The following is a 26,832-nucleotide window of genomic DNA, read 5'->3' on the forward strand; positions in this document are numbered from 1 at the left end:
GAGAGGTCTAGTCCAGTTACGCGGATCGGCGCGGCGAAGCAAGGTGCGGGGTGTGGAGATCCTGTGGATGCGGAGGGATGCGGACGCGCGTCCGGGGCGGGGCAGGACGGGGCGGGCCGGGGCAGGACGGGGCAGGACGGGGCGGGTGCGGGCGTGGCTCGCCGCCGCCCGCCCGGTGGCTCAGCGTTCGGTGCGGCGGGTCGCGCGGATGCGGCGGAGCCGGTTGACGGTCACCGGGTCGTGCTCCAGGGCCAGCCGGTCGTCGAGCAGCGCGTTGAGCAGCTGGTAGTAGCGCACCGGCGCGAGGCCCAGCTCCTCCCGTACGGCACGCTCCTTGGCGCCGGGCGTGGGCCAGCCCCGGCGCTCCATGGCGAGCACGTCCCGCTCCCGTGCGGACAGCTCCGTACGGGGGGCGGTACGGGGTGCGGGGGCGGCGCCTTCGGCGGGGGTCGCTTCGCCGGGGGCGGCGGGACCTCCGGTCTCGTCCTGCGCCGCTGTGCTTCCGGTCTCCCCCGGCCTCCCGGCCCTTCCGGTCTCCGTGGCCTCTCCGCTCTCTCCGGTCTCCTGGTCCCTGGTCTCTTCTTCTCCGGTCTCTCCGGTCTCTCCGGTCTGCTGGTCCCTCGGCATGCTCCGCACGCTAGCGGTCGGTACTGACAGTGCGTCCGGGGCCGTGGCCTTGCCTCCGGCCGGTCGCGGTCCGCCGGGCAGGGGAGGGGAAGCGGGACGGCGCAGGCGCGGCGCCGGGGGCGGCGAAGCCGAAGAGCAGAAGGGCGCGCCCGATGCGGATGCGGGCCCGTGTCGGTGGATAGGGTCCCCGCATGGGCAGCCACCAGGACACCTTGCCGACGCCCGTGACCGCCGCCGGGCGCGACGGTCTGGCGGCGCTTCTCGACCGTCCGGAGCGGGCGGTGATCGCCCTCGACTTCGACGGCACCCTCGCCCCGATCGTCCCCGACCCCGAGCAGGCCCGTGCCCACCCCGGCGCCGTGCCCGCCCTCGCCGCGCTGGCCCCCCTGGTGGGCCGTATCGCCGTGATCACCGGGCGCCCCGCGGAGGTGGCGGTGCGGCTCGGCGGTTTCGGCGGGGTGCCGGGGCTCGAACACCTGGTGGTGCTCGGCCACTACGGCGCCGAGCGCTGGGACGCCGTCTCCGGTGCCGTCCAGTCGCCGCCCGAGGACCCGGGCGTCACCGCGGCCCGGGCCGAACTCCCCGGTCTGCTCGCCGACTTGGACGCCGGGGAGGACCGGGGCAGCTGGATCGAGGAGAAGGGCAGGGCGGTCGCCGTCCACACCCGCAGGGCGGCCGACCCGGAGGCCCTCTTCGCCGCCCTGCGGACACCGCTGGCCGCGCTCGCCACCCGGCACGGCCTCGTCCTCGAACCCGGCCGTCTCGTACTGGAGTTGAGGCCCGCCGGGATGGACAAGGGCGTCGCCCTCACCGACTGCCTGCGGGAGAGCGGCGCGGAGTCGGTCCTCTACGCGGGCGACGACCTCGGCGACCTCGCGGCCTTCGCGGCGGTGGAGCGGCTGCGCGGCGAGGGGCTGCCCGGCCTCCTGGTGTGCAGCGCCAGCGCGGAGGTACGCGAACTGACCGACCGCGCCGACCTGGCGGTGGACGGCCCCGGAGGGGTGGTCGCGCTCCTGGACGCCCTGGCGGGGAAGGTCCGCGGCGCCCGGTGAGCGACGGCCGGTGAGCGACGGCCCTGGCCGCGTGGTGAGGGACCGCCGGGTCGCGCGGTGAGCGACGGCCTGGCGGCGCGGTGGGGAGCCGCCGGGCCGCGTGGTGAGGAGCCGCCGGGCCGTCCGGTGAACAACAGCCTTGACCCGCAGGCGAGTTCGGGGAGCAGCGCCGCCAGTGCGCGACCGGGTTCGCCGACCCGACCCGGCGGCCAACCACCCCCGCCACCGCGCGAGTTCGCGGCACCCGCGGACAACAGTCCGACCACTCCTGCGAGTTCGCGCCCCCGGCACGCGTTCTCGGCCAGACCCGCGTTCACAGGCCTGTGAAATTCCCGTACGTCTTGACCGCGCTCGCTGTCATGAGCATGGTGCCGCATACTCCTCGATCCCCACTCCGAGAGGAACGCACCGTGAAGCGTGTCAGAACCACGGCCGGTGTCCTGGGCGCGGGCGCGGCCCTGCTGCTCGCCTGCGGGCTCGGCGTCCCCGCCGCCACCGCCCTCCCCGCCCCCGAACGCACCGCCCCGCAGTCGGCCGCCGCCAACCCCTGCACCTCCGCCGCCGCGGACTCCGGGCGCCGGGTCGCGGGCGCGCTGCCCCGCGCCGAGGTGCACCGGCAGCTCGACGCCCAGGCCGAACGGCACCGCGCGGCACGCGAGTTGCCGGGCAAGGGCCCGGTCGGCGCGCCCGGCGACGGCTCGCGCCTGAAGGTGGACATCCACCCCGCCCAGGGCACCGCCTTCAAGGAGGCCGCGGGCCGTGACGGGGCCTGCGCCACGCACACCGTCTCCCGCGAGGTCGATGTCACCGAGGGCAGCACCACGATCTACACCCCGACCCTGTACCCGGCGGGCGGCTCCTGCATCGAGCTGGTCACCGTCTACACCCAGGGCCGGGCCACCGTCTCCGCCTGGGACTGGTGCAAGTCGGTCAACTTCGAGGCCTCGGTGCCGATCGACGACGCCTTCCTCGCCGCCTACACGGACGGCTCCTCCGCGTACACCGGCCGGGTGGTGCGCACCGACGCGGGCTCCAACACCTGGACCGCCTCCCTCTACAACCACACCACCGGCGCCTGGGACGAGGTCTTCACCCAGTCCGGGCAGACCCAGGGCCGCAACGACGGCTGGGACATCTACGAGCTGTACTCGACCACGGACGCCTCGAACGTCGCCTACTCCTGCCACGCGATGGCGGGCCTCACCTTCGAGTCCAGCAACATCTCGGTACGCACCGACGGCCAGTGGGCCGCGGCAAGCCCGGACAACTCCGACACCCACTACGACCAGCCGGACAGCGCCTTCTACTGCCCGGGCCGCAGCTACAGCATGGTCAACCAGTACGACCACTGGAAGGCGGTCGGCTGACCGGCCGCTCCGCCTCTCCCCGACGGCCGCCGGGTCCACCCGGCGGCCGTCGCCGTGCCGGGCACCGGGTGGACCCAACTCCCGTACACGGTGGACCCAACTCCCGTACGCACTCGGCCCCTTGCCCTACCCGGGCCTCGCGGGCCGTCCGCTGCTCCTCCACCACCGTCTACTCCTCCTCCACCATCGCCGGTGTCTCCCGCGTCAGGACCTCGCCGCGGAAGAAGGCGGGGCTGCGCCGCCGCATGAGTTCCATCAGGACGGCGCCGAGCAGCAGGACGCCGACGCCGATGACGAAGACGCTGCCGACTCCCGCGACCGCGCTGCCCGAGCCGTAGGCGGGGTCCCACATGTCGAGCAGGGTCTTGGCGAAGACCGCGGTGAGCAGCAGTCCGCCGAGCAGGGGCAGCACGCCCCGCTGGAGCAGTCTCCGTACGCCGCCGGGGGTGCCGTCCCGCCGCAGGGCGCCGGTGAGTTCGCGGCGGAAGTACCAGACGCAGGCGAAGGCGGTCAGGGCGTAGTAGAAGCAGATCATCAGGCCGAGGGCGTAGACGGTGTCGACGAGGATGTTCTCGCTGACGACGGCCATGACGGCGTAGAAGAGGCCGGTGGCCAGGCCCGCCGCGACGGTGGCGCGGCCCGGGGTGCGGAAGCCCGGGTGGACCCGGGCGAAGGAGGCGGGGATCGCGCGGTAGGTGCTCATGGCGAGCATGGTGCGGGCGGCGGGCAGGAAGGTGGTCTGCAGGCTGGCGGCGGCGCTGGCGAGGACGGCCAGGAAGAGCAGCGCGCTGTAGGGGCCGAGCACCGGCTCCGCGAGGGCGGCGAAGACGTTGTCGGAGGTCGCCGGGTTGCCGAGGCCGAGGCCCGTCTCGCCGGTGCCGGCGAAGCGCATCGCGGCGACGGCGGTCAGCGCGTAGCTGCCGACCAGGATCGCCATGGCGAGCATCGCGGCGCGGCCGGGGGTGCGGGTGCTGCCGGAGGTCTCCTCGTTGAGGGTGAGCGTCGCGTCCCAGCCCCAGTAGATGAAGATCGACAGCGAGAGCCCGGCGGTGAAGGCGGCGAAGGACGAGACCGCGAAGGGGTCGAACCAGCTCCACGAGAAGTCGAGCCCCGCCCCGCCCCGGCCGCCGCCCTCCCCGGCGCGGCCGAGCGCGCGCCCCACGAAGAGCGCGAGCACCGCCAACTGGAGCCCCACCAGGGCGTACTGGAACCAGGCGGTGGCCGTCATGCCCCGGTAGCCGAGGGCGGTGGCGGCGGCGATGAGGAGCAGCACGGTGAGTACGTGCACGGGGGTGCGCGCGCCGAAGTCGGCGACCGCCGTGCTGCCGGTCACCTCGGTGAGCAGCAGATAGAGGAACTCGGCGGCGACACCCGCCAGGTTCGAGAGCACGATGACGGTGGCGATGACCAGCCCCCAGCCGCACATCCAGCCCACCCGCGGGCCGAAGGCCTTGACCGTCCAGGTGAAGGAGGTCCCGCAGTCCGGTACGGCGCTGTTCAGCTCGCGGTAGGCGAAGGCGACGAGCAGCATCGGCAGGAACCCGGCGAGGAAGACGGCGGGCAGCTGCGGCCCGACCTCGCCCACGGTGGGCCCGAGGGTGCTGGTCAGGCAGTACACGGGGGCGACGGTCGACAGGCCGATGACGGTACTGCCGACCAGCCCCACGGAGTCGGCGCCGAGCCCCTTGGACCGGACACTCCCGGTCCCGGCGGCGGTCTCCCGGGCAGAGGCCTGCCCGTTCCCGGCGGCGGCCTGCCCGTTCCCGGCGGCGGTCTGCCCGTCCCCGGCGGCGGCCCCGGCCTCCGCCGCCTGCTTCCTGGTCCGGCCGCCCTCGCGGCCCCCGCTGCGGTCCTCGACTTGAGACATGGCCGGGACCGTATAGCGTGCTGAATCCGTATCCGGGGCTGTGGGCGGCGGGCTCCGCTCGGCTCGGATGCCCTTGGATCGGCTTGCCTGTCAGGGAAGTTGATCTGCCGATCGGAGGCGGGCGCGGGAATCTGCCTCCGCATGCCAGGGCTCGATGCCTCGGTCGCGGGTGCGGGAACCGTACGCTGACCGATTTGCCCGGCGGGGGAATTTTCCCGCCGCGGGGGCGGGGTCGGAGTGGGTGACGTCTCCGGTGGGGGTGGGGGCGCTCCGGGTACGGTCGGGTCGCCGGCGGCGTTCCTCCTGGCCGGAAGGCGGTCGGGGCGGGTGTCCTCGTACCGCCGACACCTCTCCGCCCATGCTGCGCTTTCCGTATACATCCAGCCGACTGGCAAGTGAATCGGTCGCCGTGAAGTCCTGCTGGTGCGGATCGAGTTGTCCGTGCTTGCGCGAGGGCGGGGGCTGGGGCAGAGTGGCGGGCGTGGCACGTGACCCGAAGAAGACGAGTGGGACGAGCGGCGCGCCCGCGCTGGACGCCCTGTCCCTGGCGATCATCGAACAGCTCCAGGAGGACGGGCGCCGCCCGTACGCGGCCATCGGGAAGTCGGTGGGGCTCTCCGAGGCGGCGGTGCGCCAGCGCGTGCAGAAGCTCCAGGAGCAGGGCGTCATGCAGATCGTCGCCGTGACCGACCCGCTCACCGTCGGCCTGATGCGGCAGGCGATGGTCGGCATCACCGTCGAGGGCGACCTCGAACCGGTCGCCGACGCGCTCAGCGCCCTGGACGAGGTCGCCTACGTGGTCATCACCGCGGGCTCCTTCGACCTGCTCGCCGAGGTCATCTGCCACGACGACGAGCACCTGCTCGAAATGATCACCAAGCGGATCCGCACCCTGCCCGGGGTCCGCACCACCGAGAGCTTCGTCTACCTCAAGCTGCGCAAGCAGACCTACGCCTGGGGCACCCGCTGACGCCGCCCCGCGGGCCCCGGCGCCGCTGACCCCGCTGCCGCTGACCCCGCTGCCGCTGACCCCGCTGCCGCTGACCCAGCGGCCCGCCGCCGCGCCCGCCTCAGCCCCGCAACTCCCCGAGCTGTGCCAGGAACCACTCCTTGGGCGGCAGCGCCGTCGCCGCGGCGGCCAGGCGCTCGGCGCGCGCCACGCGGTCCGCCTCCGGCAGGCTCAGCGCCTCGTGCAGGGCCTCGGCGGTGGCGATGACGTCGTAGGGGTTCACGGTGAGCGCGTCCTCGCCCAGCTCCTCGTAGGCGCCGGCCTCCCGGGAGAGCACCAGGGCGCAGCCCTGCTCGGCGAGCACCGGGACCTCCTTGGCGACCAGGTTCATGCCGTCCCGCACCGGGTTGACCAGGGCGACGTCCGCGAGCCGGTAGGCGGCGAGCGAGCGGGAGAAGTCGTCCTTGACGTGCAGCACGACCGGGGTCCAGGTCGGGGTGCCGAACTCGGCGTTGATGTCGGCGGCGACCCTGGCCACCTCGTCGGTGTAGTCGCGGTAGACGGCGAGGTCCTGGCGGGAGGGGTAGGCGAAGGCGAGGTGGACCACGCGCTCGCGCCACTCGGGGCGGGCGGTGAGCAGGTGCCGGTAGGCGAGCAGCCCGCGCACGATGTTCTTGGACAGCTCGGTGCGGTCCACGCGCACGATGGTCCTGCGGTCGGTGCCGCCGATCTGCTCGCGCAGCGCGGCGAGGCGTTCGTCCACGTCCGGGCGGTGCGCCCGCTCGCGCAGGAACTCCGCGTCGGCGCCGAGCCCGTGCACCCCGATCCGGGTGTTGCCGGTGCCGCCGAGCACGCGCTCGGCGCACTCCTCGAAGGCGTCCGCCCAGCGCCGGGTCAGGAAGGCGGCGCGGTCGGCGCCGAGGATCCCGCGCAGCACCTTCTCGGCGATGTCGTCGGGCAGTATCCGGAAGTAGTCCACCGGCGCCCAGGGGGTGTGCGAGAAGTGCCCGATCCGCAGGTCGGGGCGGAGCGCGCGGAGCATCCCGGGGGCCAGGGTCAGGTGGTAGTCCTGGATCAGCACCGCCGCGCCCTCGGCCGCCTCGGCGGCGAGCGCCTCGGCGAAGGACTGGTTGTACGCCTCGTAGGAGGCCCACTGGGTGCGGAAGTCCTCGTCGAAGACCGGCTCCAGCGGGGTCTGGTAGAGCATGTGGTGCACGAACCAGAGCACCGAGTTGGCGATGCCGTTGTACGCCTCGGTGTGCACCTGCGGCGCGATGTCCAGCATCCGGACGCTCTGTCCACCGGTGTCGGCCGGGTCCAGGCGCCCGCCGCTGCGCCGCACCGCCTCCCGGTCGTCCTCGGAGAGCGCCGCGCAGACCCACACCGCGTCGGTGTCCGGTCCGATCGCCGAGAGGCCGGAGACGAGACCGCCGCCGCCGCGCCGGGCGGTGAGCGAGCCGTCCGCCCCCGTCACATACGAGACCGGGCCGCGGTTGGAGGCGACGAGGACCTGGGCACCCTGGGTGGAAGACATGTGCCGAACCTAGCCGCGCCATGTGACAGGCAAACGTCGGGCGGGGGCAGGCGGAGTACCGCCGTGCGCCCCGCCGGACCACCGGGCGCCCCCGTGCACCCCGGCCGCCGCGCCCCGGCCCGGCGGGTTCAGGCCACCCGGCGCGCGGCGTACTCCGCCACCGTGCACATCGGCGGGCGCTCCTCGGTGTCCACCTGGTACGTACGCGGCTCGAAGCCCTCCTCGCCGCGGACGAACTGGGTCAGCTCCGGGCGCAGCAACTGACCGCGGGCCAGGCGCAGTTGGGCGGTGCGGTAGATCGCGGCGGCCATCCGGCCGAGGGCCTGCCCGTCCTGGTGGCGGTGGCGGCGCACCCCGACGTCGACCTGCGCCAGCGCGTCCAGGCCCACCGTGTGCAGGGCGTCCACCAGGAGGCCCAGCTCCACCCCGTACCCGACCGGGAAGGGCAGCTGTTCGAGCAGCGGCCTGCGGACCGCGTACTCGCCGCCGAGCGGCTGCACGAAACCGGCCAGCCGCGGCCAGTGCATGTTCAGCAGCGGGCGCGCCATCAGCTCGGTGACCCGGCCGCCCTGCGGCGCGGCGCTCCCGCCGTCCGTGCCGTCCGTGCCGACCGCGCCGTCCGGGCCGGTGAAGGGGCGGTCGTACATCGCCTTCACGAACTGCACGTCCGGGTCGGTCAGCAGCGGGCCGACGATGCCGGTGACGAAGTCCGCGGAGAAGTCCCGCAGGTCGGCGTCGACGAAGCAGACGATGTCGCCCTCGGTCACCAGGAGGGAGCGCCACAGCACCTCGCCCTTGCCGGGCAGCGCGGGCAGCCGGGGCAGGATCTCGTCGCGGTGCACCACCCGGGCGCCCGCCTCGGCGGCCACCTTGCCGGTGGCGTCGGTGGAGCCGGAGTCGATCACCACGAGTTCGTCGACGAGCGGGGCCGCGGGCCGCATCAGCTCCCGCCGGATCACCGAGACGATCTCGCCGACCGTCTCCTCCTCGTTGAGCGCGGGCAGCACCACGCTGACCCGGGCGCCCGGGGCGCGCTTGGCCGCGGTCAGCCGGGACAGCGGACGCTCGGACACCGACCAGGAGCGCCTGGCCAGCCACGTCTCGACCTCATCGAGCACCGTTGCGTGCCCCCTCATTGCCGTGCCGCACACACCTGGGGCGGCGTTCTGGCCCGTCCGGCCGCGGCCCTGGGCCGCCGACGGGTGGGCATGGTGACTTTCATCTCGGGGTTCGGACGACTGTCTCAACTGTCCTGGCCTTCGGTTACAGTCTTGAACAACGCGGATGACCATCGCATGTCGGGGGTCACCGTCCACAAACGCCCAGGGCCGGGTTCCGATCGGCCCCTGGAGCCATACCGCTCATCCAGAGGGGCAGAGGGATACGGCCCGTTGAAGCCCCGGCAACCCTCCAGCCGGTCCTGCCGCGCAAGCGGCGGCTCGCCTCCGTGCACCGCACGGGACCGAGGCCACCGGCTCGGGAAGGTGCCAATTCCGTCTCGTGGCGAAACGCGTCGCGAGGAAGATGAGGAGAGAGGGCCTCGCCACCATGGCTGCGCAGACTGTCGCCACCACCCCCACCGTCGATCTCGGACCGGCCGCCGCGCTGTCCTGCCGCGAGTGCAAGGAACGCTTCCCGCTCGGGCCGATCTTCGCCTGCGAGAGCTGTTTCGGCCCGCTGGAGATCGCCTACGACCTGCCCGCCGGGGACCCCGAGGCCCTGCGCGCCCGCATCGAGGCCGGCCCGAACAGCATCTGGCGCTACGCCCCCCTGCTGCCCGTCCCCGCGGACGTCGCCGGGAAGCCCAGCCTGAACCCGGGCTTCACCAAGCTCGTCAAGGCCGACAACCTCGCCCGCGAACTCGGCGTCACCGGCGGCCTCTACGTCAAGGACGACTCCGGCAACCCGACGCACTCCTTCAAGGACCGCGTCGTCGCCATCGCCGTCGAGGCCGCCCGCGCCTTCGGCTTCACCACCCTGTCCTGCTCCTCCACCGGCAACCTCGCGGGGGCCGTCGGCGCCGCCGCCGCCCGGGCCGGCTTCCGCTCCTGCGTGTTCATCCCGCACGACCTGGAGCAGGGCAAGGTCGTCATGGCCGCGGTCTACGGCGGCGAGCTGGTCGGCATCGAGGGCAACTACGACGACGTCAACCGCTTCTGCTCCGAACTCATCGGCGACCCGCTCGGCGAGGGCTGGGGCTTCGTCAACGTCAATCTGCGCCCGTACTACGGCGAGGGCTCCAAGACCCTGGCGTACGAGATCTGCGAGCAGCTCGGCTGGCGGCTGCCCGACCAGATCGTGGTGCCGATCGCCTCCGGCTCCCAGCTCACCAAGATCGACAAGGGGCTGCAGGAGCTGATCGCGCTCGGGCTCGTCGAGGACCGGCCGTACAAGATCTTCGGTGCCCAGGCCGAGGGCTGCTCGCCGGTCTCGGTGGCCTTCAAGGGCGGCCACGACGTGGTCCGCCCGCAGAAGCCGGACACCATCGCCAAGTCGCTGGCCATCGGCAACCCGGCCGACGGCCCGTACGTGCTCGACATCGCCCGGCGCACCGGCGGCGCCGTGGAGGACGTGGACGACGAGCAGATCGTCGACGCCATCAAGCTGCTCGCGCGCACCGAGGGGATCTTCGCCGAGACCGCGGGCGGGGTCACCGTCGGCGTCACGCGCAAGCTCATCGAGGCGGGGCTGCTCGACCCCGCCCTCAGCACCGTCGTCCTCAACACCGGCGACGGACTGAAGACCCTCGACGCGGTCGCGCCGACCACCGGGCCCACGGCCACCATCCGCCCGAGCCTGGACGCGTTCCGCGACGCGGGCCTGGCCCACTGACGACCCGACGGCACATCGCAGAAAGGCCCGATCCCATGAGCGTGAACGTCCGCATCCCCACCATCCTGCGCACCTACACCGGCGGGCAGGCCGAGGTCGCCGCCGAGGGCGCCACCCTCTCCGAGGTCATCGCCGACCTGGAGCGCAACCACGCCGGCATCGCCGCCCGCGTCCTGGACGACGAGGGCAAGCTGCGCCGCTTCGTCAACGTCTACGTGAACGACGACGACGTCCGCTTCGAGCAGGGCCTGGAGACCGCGACCCCCGACGGCGCCGGCGTCTCGATCATTCCCGCGGTGGCGGGCGGCTGCTGAGCCGCCTGCCGGGCGCCGCGGACCCCCGTAGCGCCCCCGCGTGATCCTTTACTGCCGATTGCCCCCTCCGCGAGCAAAAGCGGAGGGGGCAATTCTGCAGGGTTGAAAGGAGTAGAGTTGGGGAACCGCGTCTCTCGTTTGTGCCACGTGCATATGTGTTCTCGCCGGTGAGGTAGCAAGAAGTGGTCAACATGGCCTCGCCCTTTGCCGCGTTGGCCCCCTTTTGTCAGGCCCGGCTTGCCCTGAAGTCGGGCATTTCTCCTTCCTTTTCCGTTCGGCGGTCCCGATATTTCTCGTCCGATTGCCCTGTTGCACAGGGCAGTTGGGCGGATACATTCAGCCGCGGTCGGCGCGTTACGCACCCGGGATTCGGGGGCGAGGTCTGACCCGGGTCCGCGAAGTGCGGGCTTGCGCAAGGGCCAGTAATAGGGGAGTTAGGCATGGCTCAGGGCACCGTCAAGTGGTTCAACGCGGAGAAGGGCTACGGCTTCATCGCGGTCGACGGTGGTGCGGATGTTTTCGTCCACTACAGCGCGATTCAGATGGACGGCTACCGCACCCTGGAAGAGGGTCAGCGAGTCGAGTTCGAGATCTCGCAGGGCCAGAAGGGCCCGCAGGCGGACATGGTCCGTCTCGCGGCCGGCTGAGGCGCCGACACAGCGACATCGAGCGACATCACGTAGGACCTGTGGAGGGTCCGCGCCCGTCAGGGTGCGGGCCCTCCTCCTGTGTTGCCCGCCCGCCGTCCGCGCCGGGGTGCTTCCGGGGGGCCGAGTCGGCCGCGGGCCGGGGCCGTGCGCCTTGCACTCGGAGGGTCAGAGTGCTAATCATTGGCGTTAGCACTCTGAAGGTGAGAGTGACAAAAGCAGGACCGGGTCGGTGAGGCCCGCAGCCGGGTGGGGCAAGGAACCGCCAGGATGTGGGCCGTCCGTCGCGGGCGCCAGCGCGGTCCGAAGTATCCACCCTTCCCCGGGGGTCGACCGGGGGAGACCCCGTCCGGGAGGACCACTTCACATGGCCAAGATCATCGCGTTCGACGAGGAGGCACGGCGCGGCCTCGAGCGCGGCATGAACCAGCTCGCCGACGCCGTCAAGGTGACCCTCGGCCCCAAGGGTCGCAACGTCGTCCTCGAGAAGAAGTGGGGCGCCCCCACGATCACCAACGATGGTGTCTCCATCGCCAAGGAGATCGAGCTCGAGGACCCGTACGAGAAGATCGGCGCCGAGCTGGTCAAGGAGGTCGCGAAGAAGACGGACGACGTCGCCGGTGACGGCACGACGACCGCGACCGTCCTCGCCCAGGCGCTGGTCCGCGAGGGCCTGCGCAACGTCGCCGCGGGTGCCAACCCGATGGCGCTGAAGCGCGGCATCGAGAAGGCCGTGGAGTCCGTCTCCGCCGCCCTGCTCGAGCAGGCCAAGGACGTGGAGACCAAGGAGCAGATCGCCTCCACCGCCTCCATCTCCGCCGCCGACACCCAGATCGGCGAGCTCATCGCCGAGGCCATGGACAAGGTCGGCAAGGAAGGCGTCATCACCGTCGAGGAGTCCCAGACCTTCGGTCTGGAGCTGGAGCTCACCGAGGGTATGCGCTTCGACAAGGGCTACATCTCGGCGTACTTCGCCACCGACATGGAGCGTATGGAGGCGTCCCTGGACGACCCGTACATCCTGATCGCCAACTCCAAGATCGGCAACGTCAAGGACCTGCTGCCGCTCCTGGAGAAGGTCATGCAGTCCGGCAAGCCGCTGCTGATCATCGCCGAGGACGTCGAGGGCGAGGCCCTGTCGACCCTGGTCGTCAACAAGATTCGCGGCACCTTCAAGTCCGTCGCCGTCAAGGCCCCGGGCTTCGGTGACCGCCGCAAGGCCATGCTCGGCGACATCGCCATCCTCACCGGTGGCGAGGTCATCTCCGAGGAGGTCGGCCTCAAGCTGGAGAACGCCGGTCTGGAGCTCCTCGGCCGCGCCCGCAAGGTCGTCATCACCAAGGACGAGACCACCATCGTCGACGGCTCGGGCTCCGCGGACCAGGTCCAGGGCCGCGTGAACCAGATCCGTGCCGAGATCGAGAACAGCGACTCGGACTACGACCGCGAGAAGCTCCAGGAGCGCCTCGCGAAGCTGGCCGGCGGCGTGGCCGTCATCAAGGCCGGCGCCGCCACCGAGGTGGAGCTCAAGGAGCGCAAGCACCGCATCGAGGACGCCGTGCGCAACGCCAAGGCGGCCGTCGAGGAGGGCATCGTCGCCGGTGGTGGCGTGGCCCTGCTCCAGGCCTCCCAGGTCTTCGAGAAGCTGGAGCTGGAGGGCGACGAGGCCACCGGTGCCGCCGCCGTCAAGCTGGCCCTGGAGGCCCCGCTCAAGCAGATCGCGGTCAACGCCGGTCTCGAGGGCGGCGTCGTGGTCGAGAAGGTGCGCAACCTGACCCCGGGGCACGGCCTCAACGCCGCCACGGGCGAGTACGTCGACCTGGTCGCCGAGGGCATCATCGACCCGGCCAAGGTGACGCGCTCCGCGCTGCAGAACGCCGCGTCGATCGCCGCGCTCTTCCTCACCACCGAGGCCGTCATCGCCGACAAGCCGGAGAAGGCCGCCCCGGCGGGCGCTCCGGGCGGCATGCCGGGCGGTGACATGGACTTCTGATCGGCCACCGGCTCCGGCCGGTCGACGATCGAGCGGTCTGCGAGGCCTCCGGGCCTCGACCAGGGCGGCATCCCTTCGGGGGTGCCGCCTTTGGCGTGGGGTGGGGAGGGCTGCGGGCGGAGTTCCCGGGCGCGGGAATGATCACTCGATCGTGCGGTTCCGGGAGAAGGCGGCGGATCTCTCCGCGAGCCGGTCTAGCCTCGCCTTCGTACGGCCGCGGAGAGGATCCGTGGCCGGGGAGGGGACCCGTGATGACCGCCGTACGGGCCGCCGAGCGGAGCCGGGCTCCGCGGGACGGGGAGTGGGAGTACCTGCTCCGGACGTGGCGCGGGCTGAATGTGCCGGAAGGCTGGCGCGCCGAGATCGACGAAGGGCAGATCGCCTTGGTACCGCCGCCGCACCGGCACCACCACGCCACCGCAGAGGCCCTTCAGTACAGCCTCTATGCCGAACTCCCCGCGGAGCTGGGCATCTACCAGGCTCTCGGCGTGCACATCGCCCCGCTGGGGAAGCTGCTCCTCCCCGACCTCGTGGTGCTGCCCCGGGTGCTGGTGGCGGCGGAGGACGCGGAGGACAACGCCCCCTTCGAGGCCGCCGATGCCCGCCTGCTCGTCGAGATCACCTCGGGGACCACCGCCCGTACGGACCGCACCCGCAAGCTCTGGGCGTATGCGCACGCGCAGGTGCCGCTCTATCTGCTCGTGGACCGCTTCGACGAGCGCGGCCCCATGGTCACCCTGTACAGCGATCCGCAGGACGGCATGTACAAGCGCGCCCAGGGGGTGCCGTTCGGTCAGCCTCTCACCCTGCCCGACCCCTTCCACGCCACGCTGCCCACGGAGAAGTTCCCGCACTGAGGCGGCAGTTCACCGGTCCGCCCCCGGGACGCTCGGCCTATACCCCCTCCCCGTATGATGGCCCGGTGACCAGTACCGCGCACCACCCGACCGCGACCCCGCGAGGACGCGGTCCCGTGCTGCTCGTGCTGCTGGTCCTCGCCGGTCTCCTGGCGATGCACGGGCTGGCGCCGCACGGGGTGGGGGGCTCCGCGCATTCCGGTGCCTCCGGGCAGGCGGCTCGCGCAACTCACTCGGCTCAGGCGGCGCATGAGGCTCACACGGCTCACACGGCTCGTGCAGTTCACGTCGCTCATGTGGCGCGGGTGGTTCACGTCGCCCGTGCGGTGAACCCCTGTCCGCAGGCGGAGGGTGCGGATCCCGGGGGCGGTCACGCGCGGCACGCGGATGCGGCCTGTGCGGCGAGCGGTACGAGCAAGGCGCCGACGGGCCCGGTGCTCGTACCCGCGGGTGTGCAGCCGGTGGTGGTGGTCCCGTTCGCCGTGCGCGCCGAGCGGGTGGTCGCGGCACCGGGGCGGGCCCCGCCCTCTCTTGCCGAACTCCAACTCCTGCGGATCTAGAGGCACTTGCGCCGCGCCCGCGTCCGTACGCAGGCGCGCGCTCCGGCATGCCCACGTCCGTACTCCCGCGGAGCCGTTCGGTCGAAGCTCCGCGGTACAGCCAGGAGTTGCCCGTACATGAGCACGTCTCGCAGCACTACCGGTGCCTTCAGCACCGCCAAGTCCCTTAAGCGCACCGCCAGTTCCCGTCCGCGGACGCGTATCCGTACGGGCGCTCGCGGCCCTGTGGTCCGCCGTACGGCCGGAGTCGCCGTCACCGTCGCCGCCGCCCTGCTGCTCGCCGCCTGCGGTGGGGGCGAGGACGGGTCCGGAGGCCACTCCGGGCACGGTGGTTCCCGTACCGCGCAGCCCTCGGCCGGTAGCAGCGAGGGCGCGCCGAACGCGGCCGATGTCGCCTTCGCGCAGCAGATGATCCCGCACCACCGGCAGGCCCTGGAGATGTCCCGGCTGGCCGCCACCCGGGCCGCCTCGCCGCAGGTGAAGCGCCTCGCGGAGCGGATCGAGAAGGGGCAGGAACCGGAGATCAGGACCATGTCCGGGTGGCTGCGGTCCTGGGACGAGCCGGTGCCGCCCGCCGGGGGAGACGGCGGGGGCGGCCTGGACCACGGCGGTTCGGATCACGACGGCATGGACCACGACGGCATGGACCACGGCGGCTCGGACTCCTCCGGCCACGGCCACGGCCACGGCCACGGCGACGGCCGCGGCGATGGCGGCGGCATGCCCGGCATGATGACCGGCGCCGAGCTGAAGAAGCTGGCCGCGGCCTCCGGAAAGGCCTTCGACACGGCGTTCCTGGAGCTGATGGTCGAGCACCACCAGGGCGCGGTGCGGATGGCCAGGGCCGAGCGGGCCAAGGGGGCGTACGGCCCAGCGAAGGAGATGGCGGCGGACGTGATCACCGCCCAGAGCGCCGAGATCGAGGAGATGAAGGGGCTCCTCGGCGACTGAGCCCATCGGCCGAGCCCGTCAGCAGAGTCCATGAGCCGAGCCCGTCAGCGAAGCCCATGCGCCGAGCCCGTCAGCGGAGTTCACGAGCCGAGCCCGAAGCGGACGGGCCCGGGACCGCCTCGGCGGCCCGGGCCCGTCGGCGCCCGATGGTCAGACCCCGTCCGCCGGATCAGACCTTGTGCGCCCCGGCGAGGGCCTCTCGCAGATGGCCCTTGCTCTCGGTCAGGAGCCGGGCGGCGGTGGGGCCGTCGACCTCGCCGAGGATCATCAGGATGGCGTTCTTGACCTCGCCGCCGGTGGCCGAGAGGGCGTGCTCGATCTCCACGTCGGGGGCGCCGGTGGCCAGCGAGACGATGCGGCGGGAGCGGGCGCGCAGCTTCTCGTTGGAGGCGCGGACGTCCACCATCAGGTTCCCGTAGGTCTTGCCGAGCCGGATCATGGTGATCGTCGAGATCATGTTGAGGACGAGCTTCTGGGCGGTGCCGCCCTTGAGCCGGGTGGAGCCGGTGAGGAGTTCGGGGCCGACCACGACCTCGATGCCGTGCTCGGCGGCCGCCGCGAGCGGGCTGCCCGCGTTGCAGGACAGGCCGAGGGTGAGGGCGCCCTGCTCGCGGGCGTACTCCACCGCCCCGATCGCGTACGGGGTGCGGCCCGAGGCGGAGATGCCGACGACCACGTCCTCGGCGCGCAGCGAGAGCGCGGCGAGGTCCGAGGCGGCGAGCGGCTTGGAGTCCTCGGCGCCCTCGACCGACTCGATCATGGCGCCCGGGCCGCCCGCGATCAGGCCGACCACCTGGGAGGGCGCGGTGTTGAAGGTGGGCGGGCACTCGCTGGCGTCCAGGATGCCCATCCGGCCGGCGGTGCCCGCGCCCGCGTAGATGAGCCGCCCGCCGCGCGCCAGGCGCTCCGCGGCGGCGTCGATCGCGGCGGCGATCTGCGGGAGCTGCCGGGCGACCGCGCCCGCGACGCTCGCGTCCTCGCCGTTCATGATGCGGGTGATCTCAAGGGTCGGGAGCTGGTCGATCTCGGCGAGTTCGGGCCGGAACTCCTCCGTCGTGAGGTGGGCGAGCTCGGCCTTGAGCTCGTGGTAGGGGGAGGAGGCGTCGGCGGGGGAAGTCATGGCGAGGCTGCTTCCGTGCTTTCCGTGAGGGGGCGGGGGTGCGGAGTCGGCCGCCGACGTCCGTGTCGGCGACCCGCGGCGGTACGTGGCTGGGGGCCTCGGGGACCTCAGCGCTGGACGTTGCGGGGGCGGTGCCGGTGCGCGAGGGCCTCGTAGGAGGCGGACAGGGCCGGGGCCGCCGTCTGGTAGGTGCGCTGGGCGACACCGACGAACAGGCAGTCCACGACGAGGAGTTGACTGGTACGGGAGGACATCGCCGCCGGGCGCAGCTCGCTCTCGCGGGCGGTCGAGGTGGTCAGTATGTGGTCCGCGTACTGGGAGACGGGGCCGCCGGGGTGCCCGGTGACCGCGACGGTGGTGGCGCCGTGCTCGAAGGCGACCCGCAGCGGCTCTATCACGTCGCCGGTGGAGCCGGAGTGGGTGATCGCGAGGGCGACGTCCTTGGCGCGCAGCTGGACGGCGTTGGTGATGGCGAGGTGGGCGTCGCTGTGGGCGTGCGCGATCAGGCCGATGCGCAGCAGCTTCTGGGCGAGGTCCTGGGCCACCAGGTTGGAGGCGCCGATGCCGTAGATGTCGATGCGCCGGGCGCCCGCGAGCGCGCTGACCGCGGCGCCGAGCTGGACGGTGTCCAGGGCGGCGGCGGTGTCGGCGAGGGTCTGCTGCTCGTCGTAGGCGAGCTTGGCGACGACGTCCGCTATCGGGTCGTCGACCGCGATGTCGGCGGTCACCGCCGGGGCGCGGCCGGACTGCTGCTGGGCGGCGAGCCCGGCGAGCGCGAGCCGCAGGTCGCGGTAGCCCGGGTAGCCGAGGAGCCGGGCGGTGCGGACGACGGTGGCCTCGCTGGTGCCGGTCAGCTCGGCGAGACCGGTGACCGTGAGGGCGGCACAGCCTGCCGGATCGCCGGCCACCGCCTCGGCGACGCGCTGCATGGAGCGCGTCATCGAGGGCGCGAGGGTGCGCACCTTCGCCGCGAGCGCGGCCGGGGCGGGCGGCGCGTCCCCGGCGAAAATTTCCTTCAGGTCTTGGGTCACCTATGAAAGATATTTTCGTCCGGGGTCGAGGGTCAAGGGGCGGACGGGACCCCTGCGATTCCGGCACCGGCGCGCGGATGCGCGGACCCCGCGCGTTTTCCGGAACCCGCGCCCACGGGCGCACAATGGCTGCATGGACTCCAGCGGCCCCGAATCGCCCGGCGAGGGAACCGGCGGCGCCCCCGGCCCCTCCGGAACCGCCACCCCGCTCGAACAGGCCCTGCACGCGGCGCGCGCCCTCATCCTCGCGGACCTCGCGGCGGGCGGCGTCGCCGAGGCGGACGTGGTCTCCCTGGTGGAGGAGTCGATCACCCAGCGCCGCTGGTGGGTGGAGCAGTGGCCGGAGGGCGCCGCCTATGTCGCGGGCCTGGTCGCCCAGGACGTCCAGGACGGACTGCTCGAACGGTACGGGCGCTGGCCCATCTGCCCCGTCTGCCGTACCGGCGATCCGCACGCCCTCGACGTGGATCCGCCGCTCGGCGCCGATCCGCACTGGGTGTGCGCGGAGGCGGGCGTCCAGGTGGCCGCGGTCGGCTCGCTCGGCGCGCTGCCGGGCTTCGGGACCGGGCGGCCGTGAGCGCGTGACCCTCTATATCGACCCGCCCACCTGGCCCGGACACGGGCGCCTGTGGTCGCACCTGGTCAGCGACGTCTCGTACGAGGAACTGCACGCCTTCGCCGCCCGCATCGGCGCCCCGCCCCGCGCCTTCGAACGCGACCACTACGACATCCCCGCGCACCACTACCGGGAGGCGGTGGCCGCGGGCGCGGTGGAGGTCTCCAGCCGCGAGGTGGTCCGGCTGCTGACCCGCGCGGGCCTGCGCCGGCGCAAGCGGAGCGGCGGTCTGCCGGTGGAGGAGCGGTCGCTGGGTGAACGGCCCGTGGGTGAACGGCCCTTGGGGGAACGGCCGTTGGGCGAGCGGTCCGTGGAGGAGCGGTCGGCCGGAGACCGGTAGGCGGGTCACCGGGTGCGTCGGGTACGTCGGGGTACGCCGGGTGCGCGACCGGTCCGTTCGGCCGGTGCGTCATTCCCCCTGTGCGCCTTCAGGAGTTGACGCCGGTTGCGGGCACCGAGGGCGTTCCGTTCAGGAGTTGATCGCCGGGCGGGGCCTCGCGGGTGCCGGGTGCCAGTGGTCGAGACCGGTGGGTGCGGTCCGGCCGGGTGCGGGAGCGGGCAGGGGCCGGAACGGCAGCGGACCTCCCGCCGTCCGTCATAGGGCCGGACGGCGGGAAGTCCTGGTGGGGGGTGCCGTGGGGGGCGGAGTGCGGGTGCGGTGCGACTGACGGGGTGTCAGCTGCCGTGTCAGCAGCTCAGGTTGTCACCGGTCGGTACGCCGAGCACCTGGGTGAAGCGGGTGTAGAGGTCGATCCGGCTCTGCACCTGGCCGGGGTTGCCGCCGTTGCACTCCAGGCTGCCGTTGATGCTGCGGATCGTCTCGCCGAAGCCCGCGCCGTTGACCATGGCGTTGTGCGGGGTCATGGTGCCGGGGCCGGTCTGGGTGTTCCAGTACCAGAGGCCGGTCTTCCAGGCGACGGCCGCGTCGTTCTGGACCAGGTCGGGGTTGTTGAGCAGGTCGATGCCGAGCGCGTCGCCCGCGGCCTTGTAGTTGAAGTTCCAGCTCAGCTGGATGGGGCCGCGGCCGTAGTACTTGTCACGTCCCGCGGGGCAGCCGTAGGGCTGTGAATCGTCGCAGTAGTGCGGGTAGTTGTCGGTGTTCTGCTCGACGACGTGGACCAGGCCGCCGGTCTCGTGGCTGACGTTGGCGAGGAAGGCCGCGGCCTCCTGCTTGGCCACGGTCTCGCCGCCCGCGCTGGCGAAGTCGGGGTAGGCGCTGAGCGCGTCGGTCAGGCCGCTGTAGGTGTAGAAGGAGTTCCGGTTCGGGAACATCTCGTTGAACTGGCCCTCGCTGACCACGAAATCGGCCGCGAGGCGCTGGTCCGCGGAGGTCCGCTCGGCGGAGGCCGGACCGGCGAGGCTCAGCAGCAGAAGGGCGGACGCCGCGGTGAAGGCCGCGAGCAGCCCGAGGAAACGAGCGCGCATGGACACACTCCTAGGGACGGCCGCCGTCTGGGGCGGCCGGTGGTGGGGGGAGGCCGGAGGACCGGCCGGTGGGGGCCCGGCGGGCCGGGGCGGGCGACTCCTGCCCGACCCGGACCGGGCCCGGGGTCCAGCCGGGGCCGGGATGCGGCCCCGCGGGATCAACAACGTTGTCAGCCGCCGACGTTGACGTCGATGCAGGCGTAGAAGGCGTTCACGGTGTCGGCGATGTTCCACACGGCGAGGACCTTCTGCTGGCCGGTGTGGCTGCCGAAGTCCACGTTGTGGGTGACGGTCTCACCGGGCTGCGCGCCGCCGTCGTCGAACTCGGCGATCTTGTCCCCGCCGATGAAGTACTGCCAGGTGCTGGTGGAGTGACGGGCCGTCAGCTTCCACTGGAACTCCTGGTTCTTGCCGACGGGGGTGACCGCCCAGCCCTTGCCGTCGTCGTCCAGTTCGCTGAACCGGGAGTTGCCGCCGCTGCAGCTGGTGAGCCCCTTCGGGCCCTCCACGCTCTGCGGCTCGTACTTGATGTCGCCGCAGGGCACCGTGCCGGCGGCACACTGGGCCTGCCTGCTGGGCGGGTTGGAGATATAGCCGTGCGCGCTCGCCGATCCGGCCGGGAGGCTGACGGCGATGACCGGGGCCAGCGCGACACCGGCGAGCAGGGCGAGCTTCCTCTTGGAACGCATGCGGTACTCCTTCACTTCAGGTCTTCCCGGGCCTGGCACCGAGGCGGTCCAGGCGCCTTGACGGGGTCCCGGGGTGGGGCGAAGAGGCGCGAAGGTTCACGGCAGGAACCCCCTTTCCGGCAGCGCGCGGGAAGCCGTCTCCCGCAACCGGAGGGGGGTTTACTACCCATGGACTAGACCAGCAGACGGACGTGTACCCGTCAAGACTGTGTGCCGGCGCGAACGGCGGGCCGCGGACGGCCGCCCGCCTGACGTGCGAAGCTCCGCGGGAGAGGCCGCCGCGCCCACCTCAGGACGTAGCGGACGGAAGGGAGTCGACCCGGACCGGTCGGTCCTTACCGCGGCGAGACGGCCGATGTCACCTTTGGTCCGGCAGCCCGGCAGCCCGGCAGCCCGGCAGCCCGGCAGCCCGGCAGCCCGGCGCCCGCTCAGGCGCGCAGCGCGTCCAGCTCCGTACGGAGGTTGGCGCGGGCCGGGCCCTCCCAGTGGGCGATCCCGTACGGAGTCCTGAACAGGCCCGGCAGGGCGAGGAGTTGCTCCAGGATCGCGGCGCGGCCCGCGCGGAAGGCGTCCGCCGGGACGAAGGCGTACTCCTCGCGCACCGCGGCGGTGTAGACGGCGTACGCGTCCGGGGCGGAGGCGAGGATCGCGAGGTCGGCGTCGCAGAGGACCTCGCCGTTGCGGTCGCCCGCGGCCGGGTCGTGCCCGACGGTCAGGCGCACCAGGCGGGCCACCTCGGCGGTGTCTCCGGCGCTCAACCCGGCCTCGGGCAGGGCGCGTTCGGCGAGCCGGGCGCTGCGGTCCTCGTTGTGCTCGCGGTCCGGGAGGTAGACGGCGTCGTGGAACCAGGCGGCCAGCCGGACGAGTTCGGGATCCGCCGCGTGCCCGGCGAGCGTGTCGATGTGCCCGAGCACCGCGAGCAGATGGTCCGTGGTGTGGTAGCGCCGCTGCGGCTCCGCCCACCGCGCCAGCAGGTCCGCCGCGTACGCCTCGGGGCCGGGCGCGTCCGCCGCCGGGTGCGCGACCGCGCGCAGGGTGGCGGCGAGGCGTTCTCGCAGCTCCTCGTGGGCGGGGTGCGCGGGCGGCCGGGATGCGGACATGGGGCCATTGTGGCGCACGGGGCGGGTGTGCGGGAGGTGCGGACGGGGCGGTCCGCCAACCGGTCTTCCGGCGGACGGCGAACCGGTCTTCCGGTGGTCGGTGAACCGGTCTTCCCGGCGGTCCGCGGCGCGCGGCAGGGGAGAGGTCCTAGCGTGGCCGTATGACTACTGCCGTCGTACAAGAAGAACGTGATCCCGAGCTTCCCGGACGACTCCTGCTGACCGAGCGCGACGCCCTGCTGCCGCTGCTGCGGGCCCGGCCCGAGGAGGACTTCGCGCTGCGGACCTGCTGTCCGGGCTGGACGGTCCGCGAGGTGCTCGCGCACTGCTCGGCCGCGCTGCTCAGGGTGGTCGAAAACCGTTACGAGGAAGGGGTGTTCACGCCCGAGGGCAACGACCGCGATATCGCCGAACGCGCCGACTGGCCGCTCGCCCGGATCCTGGACGAGCTGGAGCAGGGCATGACCGGCGCGGGCCCTGTGGTCGCGGAGTCCGGGGGCCGCCTGGACGGCATCGCGCTCGGCGAGTGGATCCACGCCGGCGACGTACGCGAGGCCTTCGGCGAACCCGGCGCCTACGGCGGCCCCGGACTGCCCGCCGCCCTCGCCCTGCTCGGCCGCCTCAGCCGCGAGCGCGGCCATCTGGCCCTCCACGCCGACCTGGACGAGTACGAGGAGCCCCTGCTCCTCGGCGAACCCACCGGCGAACGCCCGCCCGCCCGCTACCTCGGCCAGGCCCCCGCCCTGATCCGCCTCTACGCGGGGCGGCCGCTGACCGGCACCCGCTACGAGCTGGCCGGGGCCCGGGAGGAGGAGCTGAACCTCTTCGGCTGAGCGGCCACGGGGTGTCGGCGGGGCGGCTGAGCGGCCGCACGATGTCGGCGGGGCGGCTGAGCGGCTGAGCGGCCGCACCGTTTCGGCTGGGCGGTTGAGCGGTCGTACCGCTTCGCCAGGGCGGCTGCTGAGCAGGAGGGCTCCGGCCGGCCCCTTCGGCTGAGGTGCTGGTCAGGGCCGGGCCCGGTGGCGGACGGTGCGGGGGATGCGGCGGGGCGGCGGCCCGTGCCCGGGTGGCCGGGCGGGGGAAACACGCCCCGCCGCTCCCTTTCGCACCTATGTCCGGCGGGTGCCTTGACCGAATGGTGCTTGTTTCGGATCGCCCAAATGGACTAGACCTGTATCCGCCGTGATCACGTGCACCACGGGTCACGGCGGACGCGGCCAGGTCTCCGGTGCGTACGGGCGCCCCGGCCGCGGTGCGCGCCCGGTGGCCGTGCACAGCTTGCCGCCGAAGGCCGTCGGCAGCCGCGGGAAAAGTGGGGTGCCATGAGCAGGAGCGCCGTCCTCGAGGTGATCGCCCTCGACGCGGACGATGCCGTCGCCGCCGAGCAAGGCGGCGCGGACCGCCTCGAACTCGTCACCGACATGGACGCCGACGGCCTGACCCCCTCCCGCGAGACCTTCGGCCGGGTACGGGAGGCCGTCGGCATCCCGGTCCGGGTGATGCTGCGCCTCGCGGACGGCTTCCACGCCGGGGACGCCCGCGCCCAGGACCGCCTGCTCGCCCGCACCCGGGAGCTGCGGGCGGAGGGCGCCGCCGAGTTCGTCCTCGGCTTCCTCGACGAGCTGGGCGCCCCCGACATGAGGGTCCTCGACCTGCTGCTCGCCGAACTCGGCGGCTGCCGCTGGACCTTCCACCGCGCCATCGACCGCGCCCGCGACCGCCATCTGCTGCGCACCACGCTCGCCCCGCTGCCCGGTCTCGACACCTATCTGACCGCGGGCTCGCCGACCGGGGTCGACGACGGCATCTCCGCCCTGGTCACCGAGGCGATGCAGCAGGGCGAACCGGGCTACGAACAGCAGATCCTGGTCGGCGGCGGCCTCCGCCTGGACCATATGCCGCGGCTGCTCGCCGCCGGGATCAACGGTTTCCACATCGGCGGCGCGGCCCGCCCGCACGGCTGGAACGGACCGGTCGGCACCGAGGAGGTCACCAAGTGGCGCCGCACGCTGGACAATTGAGCCGGGGGCGCGGGGCGGGGAGCCCGCGACCGGGTGACGGAGCCGCCGGGTGACGGAGCCGCCCGCGCCCGCGGCCGCGCGCTCTTCAGGCGAGTTCAGCGCAGGGCGCCCGCCTCCGCCGGTGGTTCCGCCCCCGCCGGTGGTTCCGGCTCCTCCCCCGCCTCCGCGAGGGCGCGCGGGAGTTCGGCGCGGTGCAGCACGGCGAGCCCGGACACGGCACGGGTGAGCGCCACATACAGGCGGCGCAGCCCGGTCCGCTCGTCGGGCTCGCCCGCGACCACCGCGGCGGGTTCGTCCAGGACCACGTAGTCGTACTCGAGTCCCTTGGCCAGCGAGGCCGGTACGAGGGTGAGCCGCGCCTCGGGGGTGGTCTCCTCGCCCGGGGACAGGTACCCGATGCCGGCCGCCGCGAGGGCCGCGGCGAGCTGGGGCACCCGGCTGTCGGCGGCGATGAGCCCGGTGGAGCCCTCGTGGCCGAGCGCCTCGGCACAGGCGCCGAGCACCGCCGCGTCCAGGGCGCCGGACCCTTCCCCGCCGTCCGGCACCCTGCGCACCGAGAGCGAACCGGGCGACCGGCGCACCGAGTTGACCTCCGCGAGCCCCGGCGCGATGGACGGCAGCAGCCGCGAGGCATAGGCGATGACCTCGCGCGGCACCCGGAAGCCCGCGGTCAACTCCTCGACGTGGGCGTCCTGATGGCCGAGATGGCGCAGCGCATCCCGCCAACTCCGGGTCGCCCAGGGGGTGGTGCCCTGCGCGAGGTCGCCGAGGACGGTGGCGGAACCGGTGGAGCAGCGGCGCCCGACCGCCCGGTACTGCATCGGGGAGAGGTCCTGCGCCTCGTCGAGCACCACATGCCCGAGCGAGTGGGTGCGCTCCACCAGGTCGGCGGCCTCGTCGACGAGCACCGCGTCGGCGGCGGACCACTTCGCCGACTTCACGCTGCGGTACGGCTTGGCCCAGCGCACCGCGGCCTGCTCCTCGGCGGAGAGCAGCCCCTCCGCGTGCGCGGCGAGGAACTCCGCCTCGCCGAGCAGCCGCAGCACCAGCTTCGCCGGGTCGACGGGCGGCCAGATCTGCTTGACCGCCGCCTTCACCGCGGGGTTGCGGGCCACCGCGTCCTGCACCCGGTCGTCCGGGGCCTCGCCCCCCTGCTCCATCCGCACCAGGACCGCGTGCGCGAGCCGCTGCGGCAGGGCGGCGCGGGCGGCCCCGTACCGCATGTCCCGGGCCAGCAACTCGCCCACGATCTCCTCGACTTCGTACGCCGGGATGCGCCAGCGGCGCGAGCCGCGGACCACGACCAGCGGTTCGGTGGGCGGGGTGACGTGCGCGCGCAGGGCCCGCCGCAGCACCTCGGCCATCCGGGCGTCGCCCTTGAGGAGCGCGGCGGGCGCCTCGTCGGTGCCGCGCACCTCGACCCGCGCCACCAGCTCGTCCACGGTGGCCTGCTTGACCTCCAACTCGCCCAGTGCGGGCAGGACTTGCTCGATGTAGTGCAGGAAGGAGCGGTTCGGCCCGATGACCAGGGTGCCGGTGCGGGCGAGCCGCTCGCGGTGCGCGTAGAGGAGGTAGGCGACCCGGTGCAGGCCGACCGCGGTCTTGCCGGTGCCGGGGCCGCCCTGGACGCAGACCGTGCCGCCGAGGCCGCTGCGGACGATCTCGTCCTGCTCGGGCTGGATGGTGGCGACGATGTCGCGCATCGGGCCCACGCGCGGCCGTTCGATCTCCTGCTGGAGCAGCCTGCTGGCCCGCTCCTCCTCGGCCGGGTCGAGCAGGTGCTCGTCCTCGTAAGCGGTCAACTCCCCGCCGATGTAACCGAAGCGCCGCCGCAGGGCCACGCCCATCGGGTCCTTCTTCGAGGCCCGGTAGAAGGGCTGGGAGACCGGCGCCCGCCAGTCGATCACCATCGGGTCGCCCACCGCGTCGTGCACATGGCGCCGCCCGATGTACAGGCTCGGCTCGGCCTCGGCCGCCGGGTCTTCCGCCCGTGCGGCGCGGGGCCCGGCCGGGTCGGCGCCGGGTGCGTGCCGGTGGTCGAGGCGGCCGAAGAAGAGCGGGGTGTGCGCCAGGTCGGCGAGCGCCTTGACGCGCTCCGCCATCTGGCGCCGGAGCACCTCGGCGTTGACCCAGTTCGCGGTGACATCGCTGAGGTCGAGCCCCTCGACGTCCTCCCGCATGGCGCGCAGCGCGGCCCGGGAGGAGGCGAGATGCGCGCGCTCCCGGCCGAGGGGGTCCGCGGGCGGTGGCGGGTCCCCGCCGTCGGCCGGTCGCGGGATGTCGTCGTGCGGGTGCGTGGTGTTGCCGGGCACGGCAGGGGCCTCCGGGTTCGCGCGGCACGGCGGACCGCGGCCCGGGGACGCCGGGCGCGGTCCGCTCGTGGATACGTGGGGTGGACGCATACGGTCCCCGGGCCGGCGGGCCGCGCGGGCGGGCGGCAGCCAGGGGACTGTCGACCGGTTTCCGTCCGGTCGGCGGCGCTCCGCGGGGGAGGCGGGAAGTCGGTGATTGTAGGACGGCGGGGGCGCGCGGTGCCAATGGGTTTTCCGGCGCGACCGGGTATCCGGGCCGGAGTGTCCCCGGTCCCCGGCCCGGGCCGCGCGCGAGTGCCGCTGTCAGTGGCCGCCGTTAGCCTGCGGAGAAGTCGAGTGATCCGCGCCACTTCCGGAGGTCCGCATGGCCACGCTGCTCAACCCGTATCTCAGCTTCGGCGGCGACGCCCGCCAGGCGCTGGAGTTCTACCAGGATGTCTTCGGCGGCTCGCTCTCGCTGAACACCTTCGGCGAGAGCGGCCACGCCGACGCACCGGTGGCCGAGCAGATCATGCACGGCATGCTGCAGACCCCGGGCGGCCTGACCCTGATGGGCGCCGACACCCCGCCCGGCACCACGCACACCCCCGGCAGCAGCTTCTCCGTCTGCCTGAGCGGCGAGGACGCCGCCGAACTGCGCGGCTACTGGCAGAAGCTCTCCACCGGCGGCACGGTCGCGGTGCCCCTGGAGAAGCAGATGTGGGGCGACGAATTCGGCATGTGTACGGACGCCTTCGGGGTCTCCTGGATGGTCAACATCAACGGTGCGCAGGAGGGCTGAGGAGCGGTACGCGGCGGGGCCGGGACCGGTACGGCGTGGGCTGCGGTGCGAGGAGCGGCCGCGGTACGAGGAGGGGGTGACCCGTAGGAGGCGGGGCTGCCGTACGAGGCGGGGCTGAGGTGCAGCGGGCGGTCGCCGGGGCCGGGGCGGGGGCGCCGGGCCTGGTCCCGGGGGCTGCCTGCGCGGC

Annotated in this window: 25 protein-coding genes and 1 riboswitch; of the genes, 15 read left to right on the plus strand and 10 right to left on the minus strand. The window is 73.2% G+C overall.

What is annotated here, in order from left to right:
• Positions 1-180 precede the first annotated feature (180 nt).
• Positions 181-627, minus strand: coding sequence for a DUF3263 domain-containing protein (locus MID12_RS32490; RefSeq protein WP_411576971.1), 447 nt, complete (start codon positions 625-627; stop codon positions 181-183).
• 191 nt (positions 628-818) lie between these two features.
• Here MID12_RS32490 and otsB point away from each other — a divergent pair, with 191 nt between their 5' ends.
• Positions 819-1,679, plus strand: coding sequence for a trehalose-phosphatase (gene otsB / locus MID12_RS18355; RefSeq protein ID WP_263168835.1), 861 nt, complete (start codon positions 819-821; stop codon positions 1,677-1,679).
• A 410-nt stretch (positions 1,680-2,089) separates the two neighbouring features.
• Complete coding sequence (locus MID12_RS18360; protein ID WP_263168838.1) at positions 2,090-3,046, plus strand: hypothetical protein; 957 nt, start codon at positions 2,090-2,092, stop codon at positions 3,044-3,046.
• Between the two features lie 169 nt (positions 3,047-3,215).
• Here MID12_RS18360 and MID12_RS18365 read toward each other — a convergent pair whose 3' ends face one another.
• Positions 3,216-4,913 (minus strand): APC family permease, encoded by a 1,698-nt coding sequence (locus MID12_RS18365; protein ID WP_263168840.1) that lies wholly within the window; start codon positions 4,911-4,913, stop codon positions 3,216-3,218.
• Positions 4,914-5,394: 481 nt separating this feature from the next.
• On the opposite strand from MID12_RS18365, the gene MID12_RS18370 reads away from it, so the two are divergent.
• Positions 5,395-5,883 (plus strand): Lrp/AsnC family transcriptional regulator, encoded by a 489-nt coding sequence (locus MID12_RS18370; protein ID WP_040252147.1) that lies wholly within the window; start codon positions 5,395-5,397, stop codon positions 5,881-5,883.
• A 100-nt stretch (positions 5,884-5,983) separates the two neighbouring features.
• Here the strand turns inward: MID12_RS18370 and MID12_RS18375 are convergent, their stop codons facing one another.
• Positions 5,984-7,396: a trehalose-6-phosphate synthase gene (locus MID12_RS18375; protein WP_263168843.1), complete on the minus strand. Its 1,413-nt coding sequence runs from the start codon at positions 7,394-7,396 to the stop codon at positions 5,984-5,986.
• A 128-nt stretch (positions 7,397-7,524) separates the two neighbouring features.
• Positions 7,525-8,514 (minus strand): glucosyl-3-phosphoglycerate synthase, encoded by a 990-nt coding sequence (locus tag MID12_RS18380; RefSeq protein ID WP_263168846.1) that lies wholly within the window; start codon positions 8,512-8,514, stop codon positions 7,525-7,527.
• A gap of 240 nt (positions 8,515-8,754) precedes the next feature.
• Positions 8,755-8,927, plus strand: a riboswitch (SAM riboswitch).
• Positions 8,928-8,944: 17 nt separating this feature from the next.
• Between MID12_RS18380 and thrC the strand changes: the two genes are divergently transcribed.
• The 7 genes from thrC (at position 8,945) to MID12_RS18415 (ending at position 15,550) form a co-directional block, all read left to right on the plus strand.
• Positions 8,945-10,228: a threonine synthase gene (gene thrC / locus MID12_RS18385; protein WP_040252158.1), complete on the plus strand. Its 1,284-nt coding sequence runs from the start codon at positions 8,945-8,947 to the stop codon at positions 10,226-10,228.
• A gap of 35 nt (positions 10,229-10,263) precedes the next feature.
• Positions 10,264-10,542: a MoaD/ThiS family protein gene (locus MID12_RS18390; RefSeq protein ID WP_040252161.1), complete on the plus strand. Its 279-nt coding sequence runs from the start codon at positions 10,264-10,266 to the stop codon at positions 10,540-10,542.
• A 440-nt stretch (positions 10,543-10,982) separates the two neighbouring features.
• Positions 10,983-11,189 carry a cold-shock protein gene (locus MID12_RS18395; RefSeq protein ID WP_005486335.1) on the plus strand — a complete coding sequence of 69 codons (207 nt, stop codon included), beginning with the start codon at positions 10,983-10,985 and terminating at the stop codon, positions 11,187-11,189.
• A gap of 367 nt (positions 11,190-11,556) precedes the next feature.
• Positions 11,557-13,182 carry a chaperonin GroEL gene (gene groL, locus MID12_RS18400; RefSeq protein ID WP_040252170.1) on the plus strand — a complete coding sequence of 542 codons (1,626 nt, stop codon included), beginning with the start codon at positions 11,557-11,559 and terminating at the stop codon, positions 13,180-13,182.
• 251 nt (positions 13,183-13,433) lie between these two features.
• Positions 13,434-14,039: a Uma2 family endonuclease gene (locus tag MID12_RS18405; RefSeq protein WP_040252174.1), complete on the plus strand. Its 606-nt coding sequence runs from the start codon at positions 13,434-13,436 to the stop codon at positions 14,037-14,039.
• Between the two features lie 155 nt (positions 14,040-14,194).
• Entirely contained in the window at positions 14,195-14,599 is a 405-nt protein-coding gene (locus MID12_RS18410; RefSeq protein WP_263173236.1) for a DUF6153 family protein, read from the plus strand.
• Positions 14,600-14,716: 117 nt separating this feature from the next.
• Positions 14,717-15,550, plus strand: a complete 834-nt coding sequence (locus MID12_RS18415) for a DUF305 domain-containing protein (protein WP_263168852.1) — start codon at positions 14,717-14,719, stop codon at positions 15,548-15,550.
• 169 nt (positions 15,551-15,719) lie between these two features.
• Here the strand turns inward: MID12_RS18415 and murQ are convergent, their stop codons facing one another.
• The gene (murQ, locus tag MID12_RS18420; protein WP_040252180.1) at positions 15,720-16,670 is read right to left on the minus strand and encodes an N-acetylmuramic acid 6-phosphate etherase; all 951 of its coding nucleotides are present in this window, start codon (positions 16,668-16,670) and stop codon (positions 15,720-15,722) included.
• 107 nt (positions 16,671-16,777) lie between these two features.
• Positions 16,778-17,701 (minus strand): MurR/RpiR family transcriptional regulator, encoded by a 924-nt coding sequence (locus tag MID12_RS18425; protein WP_168540862.1) that lies wholly within the window; start codon positions 17,699-17,701, stop codon positions 16,778-16,780.
• A 133-nt stretch (positions 17,702-17,834) separates the two neighbouring features.
• Here MID12_RS18425 and MID12_RS18430 point away from each other — a divergent pair, with 133 nt between their 5' ends.
• Both MID12_RS18430 and MID12_RS18435 read left to right on the plus strand, forming a co-directional pair.
• A complete protein-coding gene (locus tag MID12_RS18430; RefSeq protein ID WP_263168859.1) occupies positions 17,835-18,278 on the plus strand; it encodes a hypothetical protein in 444 nt (147 codons plus the stop codon).
• Positions 18,279-18,282: 4 nt separating this feature from the next.
• A complete protein-coding gene (locus tag MID12_RS18435) occupies positions 18,283-18,657 on the plus strand; it encodes a DUF4031 domain-containing protein (RefSeq protein WP_263168861.1) in 375 nt (124 codons plus the stop codon).
• A 347-nt stretch (positions 18,658-19,004) separates the two neighbouring features.
• Here MID12_RS18435 and MID12_RS18440 read toward each other — a convergent pair whose 3' ends face one another.
• From MID12_RS18440 to MID12_RS18450, 3 genes are all read right to left on the minus strand, one after another.
• Entirely contained in the window at positions 19,005-19,742 is a 738-nt protein-coding gene (locus tag MID12_RS18440; RefSeq protein WP_040252183.1) for a chitinase, read from the minus strand.
• A gap of 170 nt (positions 19,743-19,912) precedes the next feature.
• On the minus strand, positions 19,913-20,431 hold the full coding sequence (locus MID12_RS18445) for a lytic polysaccharide monooxygenase auxiliary activity family 9 protein (protein ID WP_040257649.1): 519 nt from the start codon (positions 20,429-20,431) through the stop codon (positions 19,913-19,915).
• A gap of 428 nt (positions 20,432-20,859) precedes the next feature.
• On the minus strand, positions 20,860-21,531 hold the full coding sequence (locus MID12_RS18450) for an HD domain-containing protein (RefSeq protein WP_263168866.1): 672 nt from the start codon (positions 21,529-21,531) through the stop codon (positions 20,860-20,862).
• 161 nt (positions 21,532-21,692) lie between these two features.
• Between MID12_RS18450 and MID12_RS18455 the strand changes: the two genes are divergently transcribed.
• The gene (locus MID12_RS18455; protein ID WP_040252186.1) at positions 21,693-22,364 is read left to right on the plus strand and encodes a maleylpyruvate isomerase family mycothiol-dependent enzyme; all 672 of its coding nucleotides are present in this window, start codon (positions 21,693-21,695) and stop codon (positions 22,362-22,364) included.
• Positions 22,365-22,853: 489 nt separating this feature from the next.
• On the plus strand, positions 22,854-23,552 hold the full coding sequence (locus MID12_RS18460; protein ID WP_263168872.1) for a copper homeostasis protein CutC: 699 nt from the start codon (positions 22,854-22,856) through the stop codon (positions 23,550-23,552).
• 95 nt (positions 23,553-23,647) lie between these two features.
• On the opposite strand, the gene MID12_RS18465 is transcribed toward MID12_RS18460, so the two are convergent.
• On the minus strand, positions 23,648-25,954 hold the full coding sequence (locus MID12_RS18465) for a HelD family protein (RefSeq protein ID WP_411576972.1): 2,307 nt from the start codon (positions 25,952-25,954) through the stop codon (positions 23,648-23,650).
• 274 nt (positions 25,955-26,228) lie between these two features.
• Between MID12_RS18465 and MID12_RS18470 the strand changes: the two genes are divergently transcribed.
• The gene (locus MID12_RS18470) at positions 26,229-26,645 is read left to right on the plus strand and encodes a VOC family protein (protein ID WP_040252189.1); all 417 of its coding nucleotides are present in this window, start codon (positions 26,229-26,231) and stop codon (positions 26,643-26,645) included.
• The last annotated feature ends 187 nt before the right edge of the window (positions 26,646-26,832 follow it).

Source organism: Streptomyces sp. SCSIO ZS0520, from assembly GCF_025643355.1.
GTDB lineage: Bacteria > Actinomycetota > Actinomycetes > Streptomycetales > Streptomycetaceae > Streptomyces > Streptomyces physcomitrii.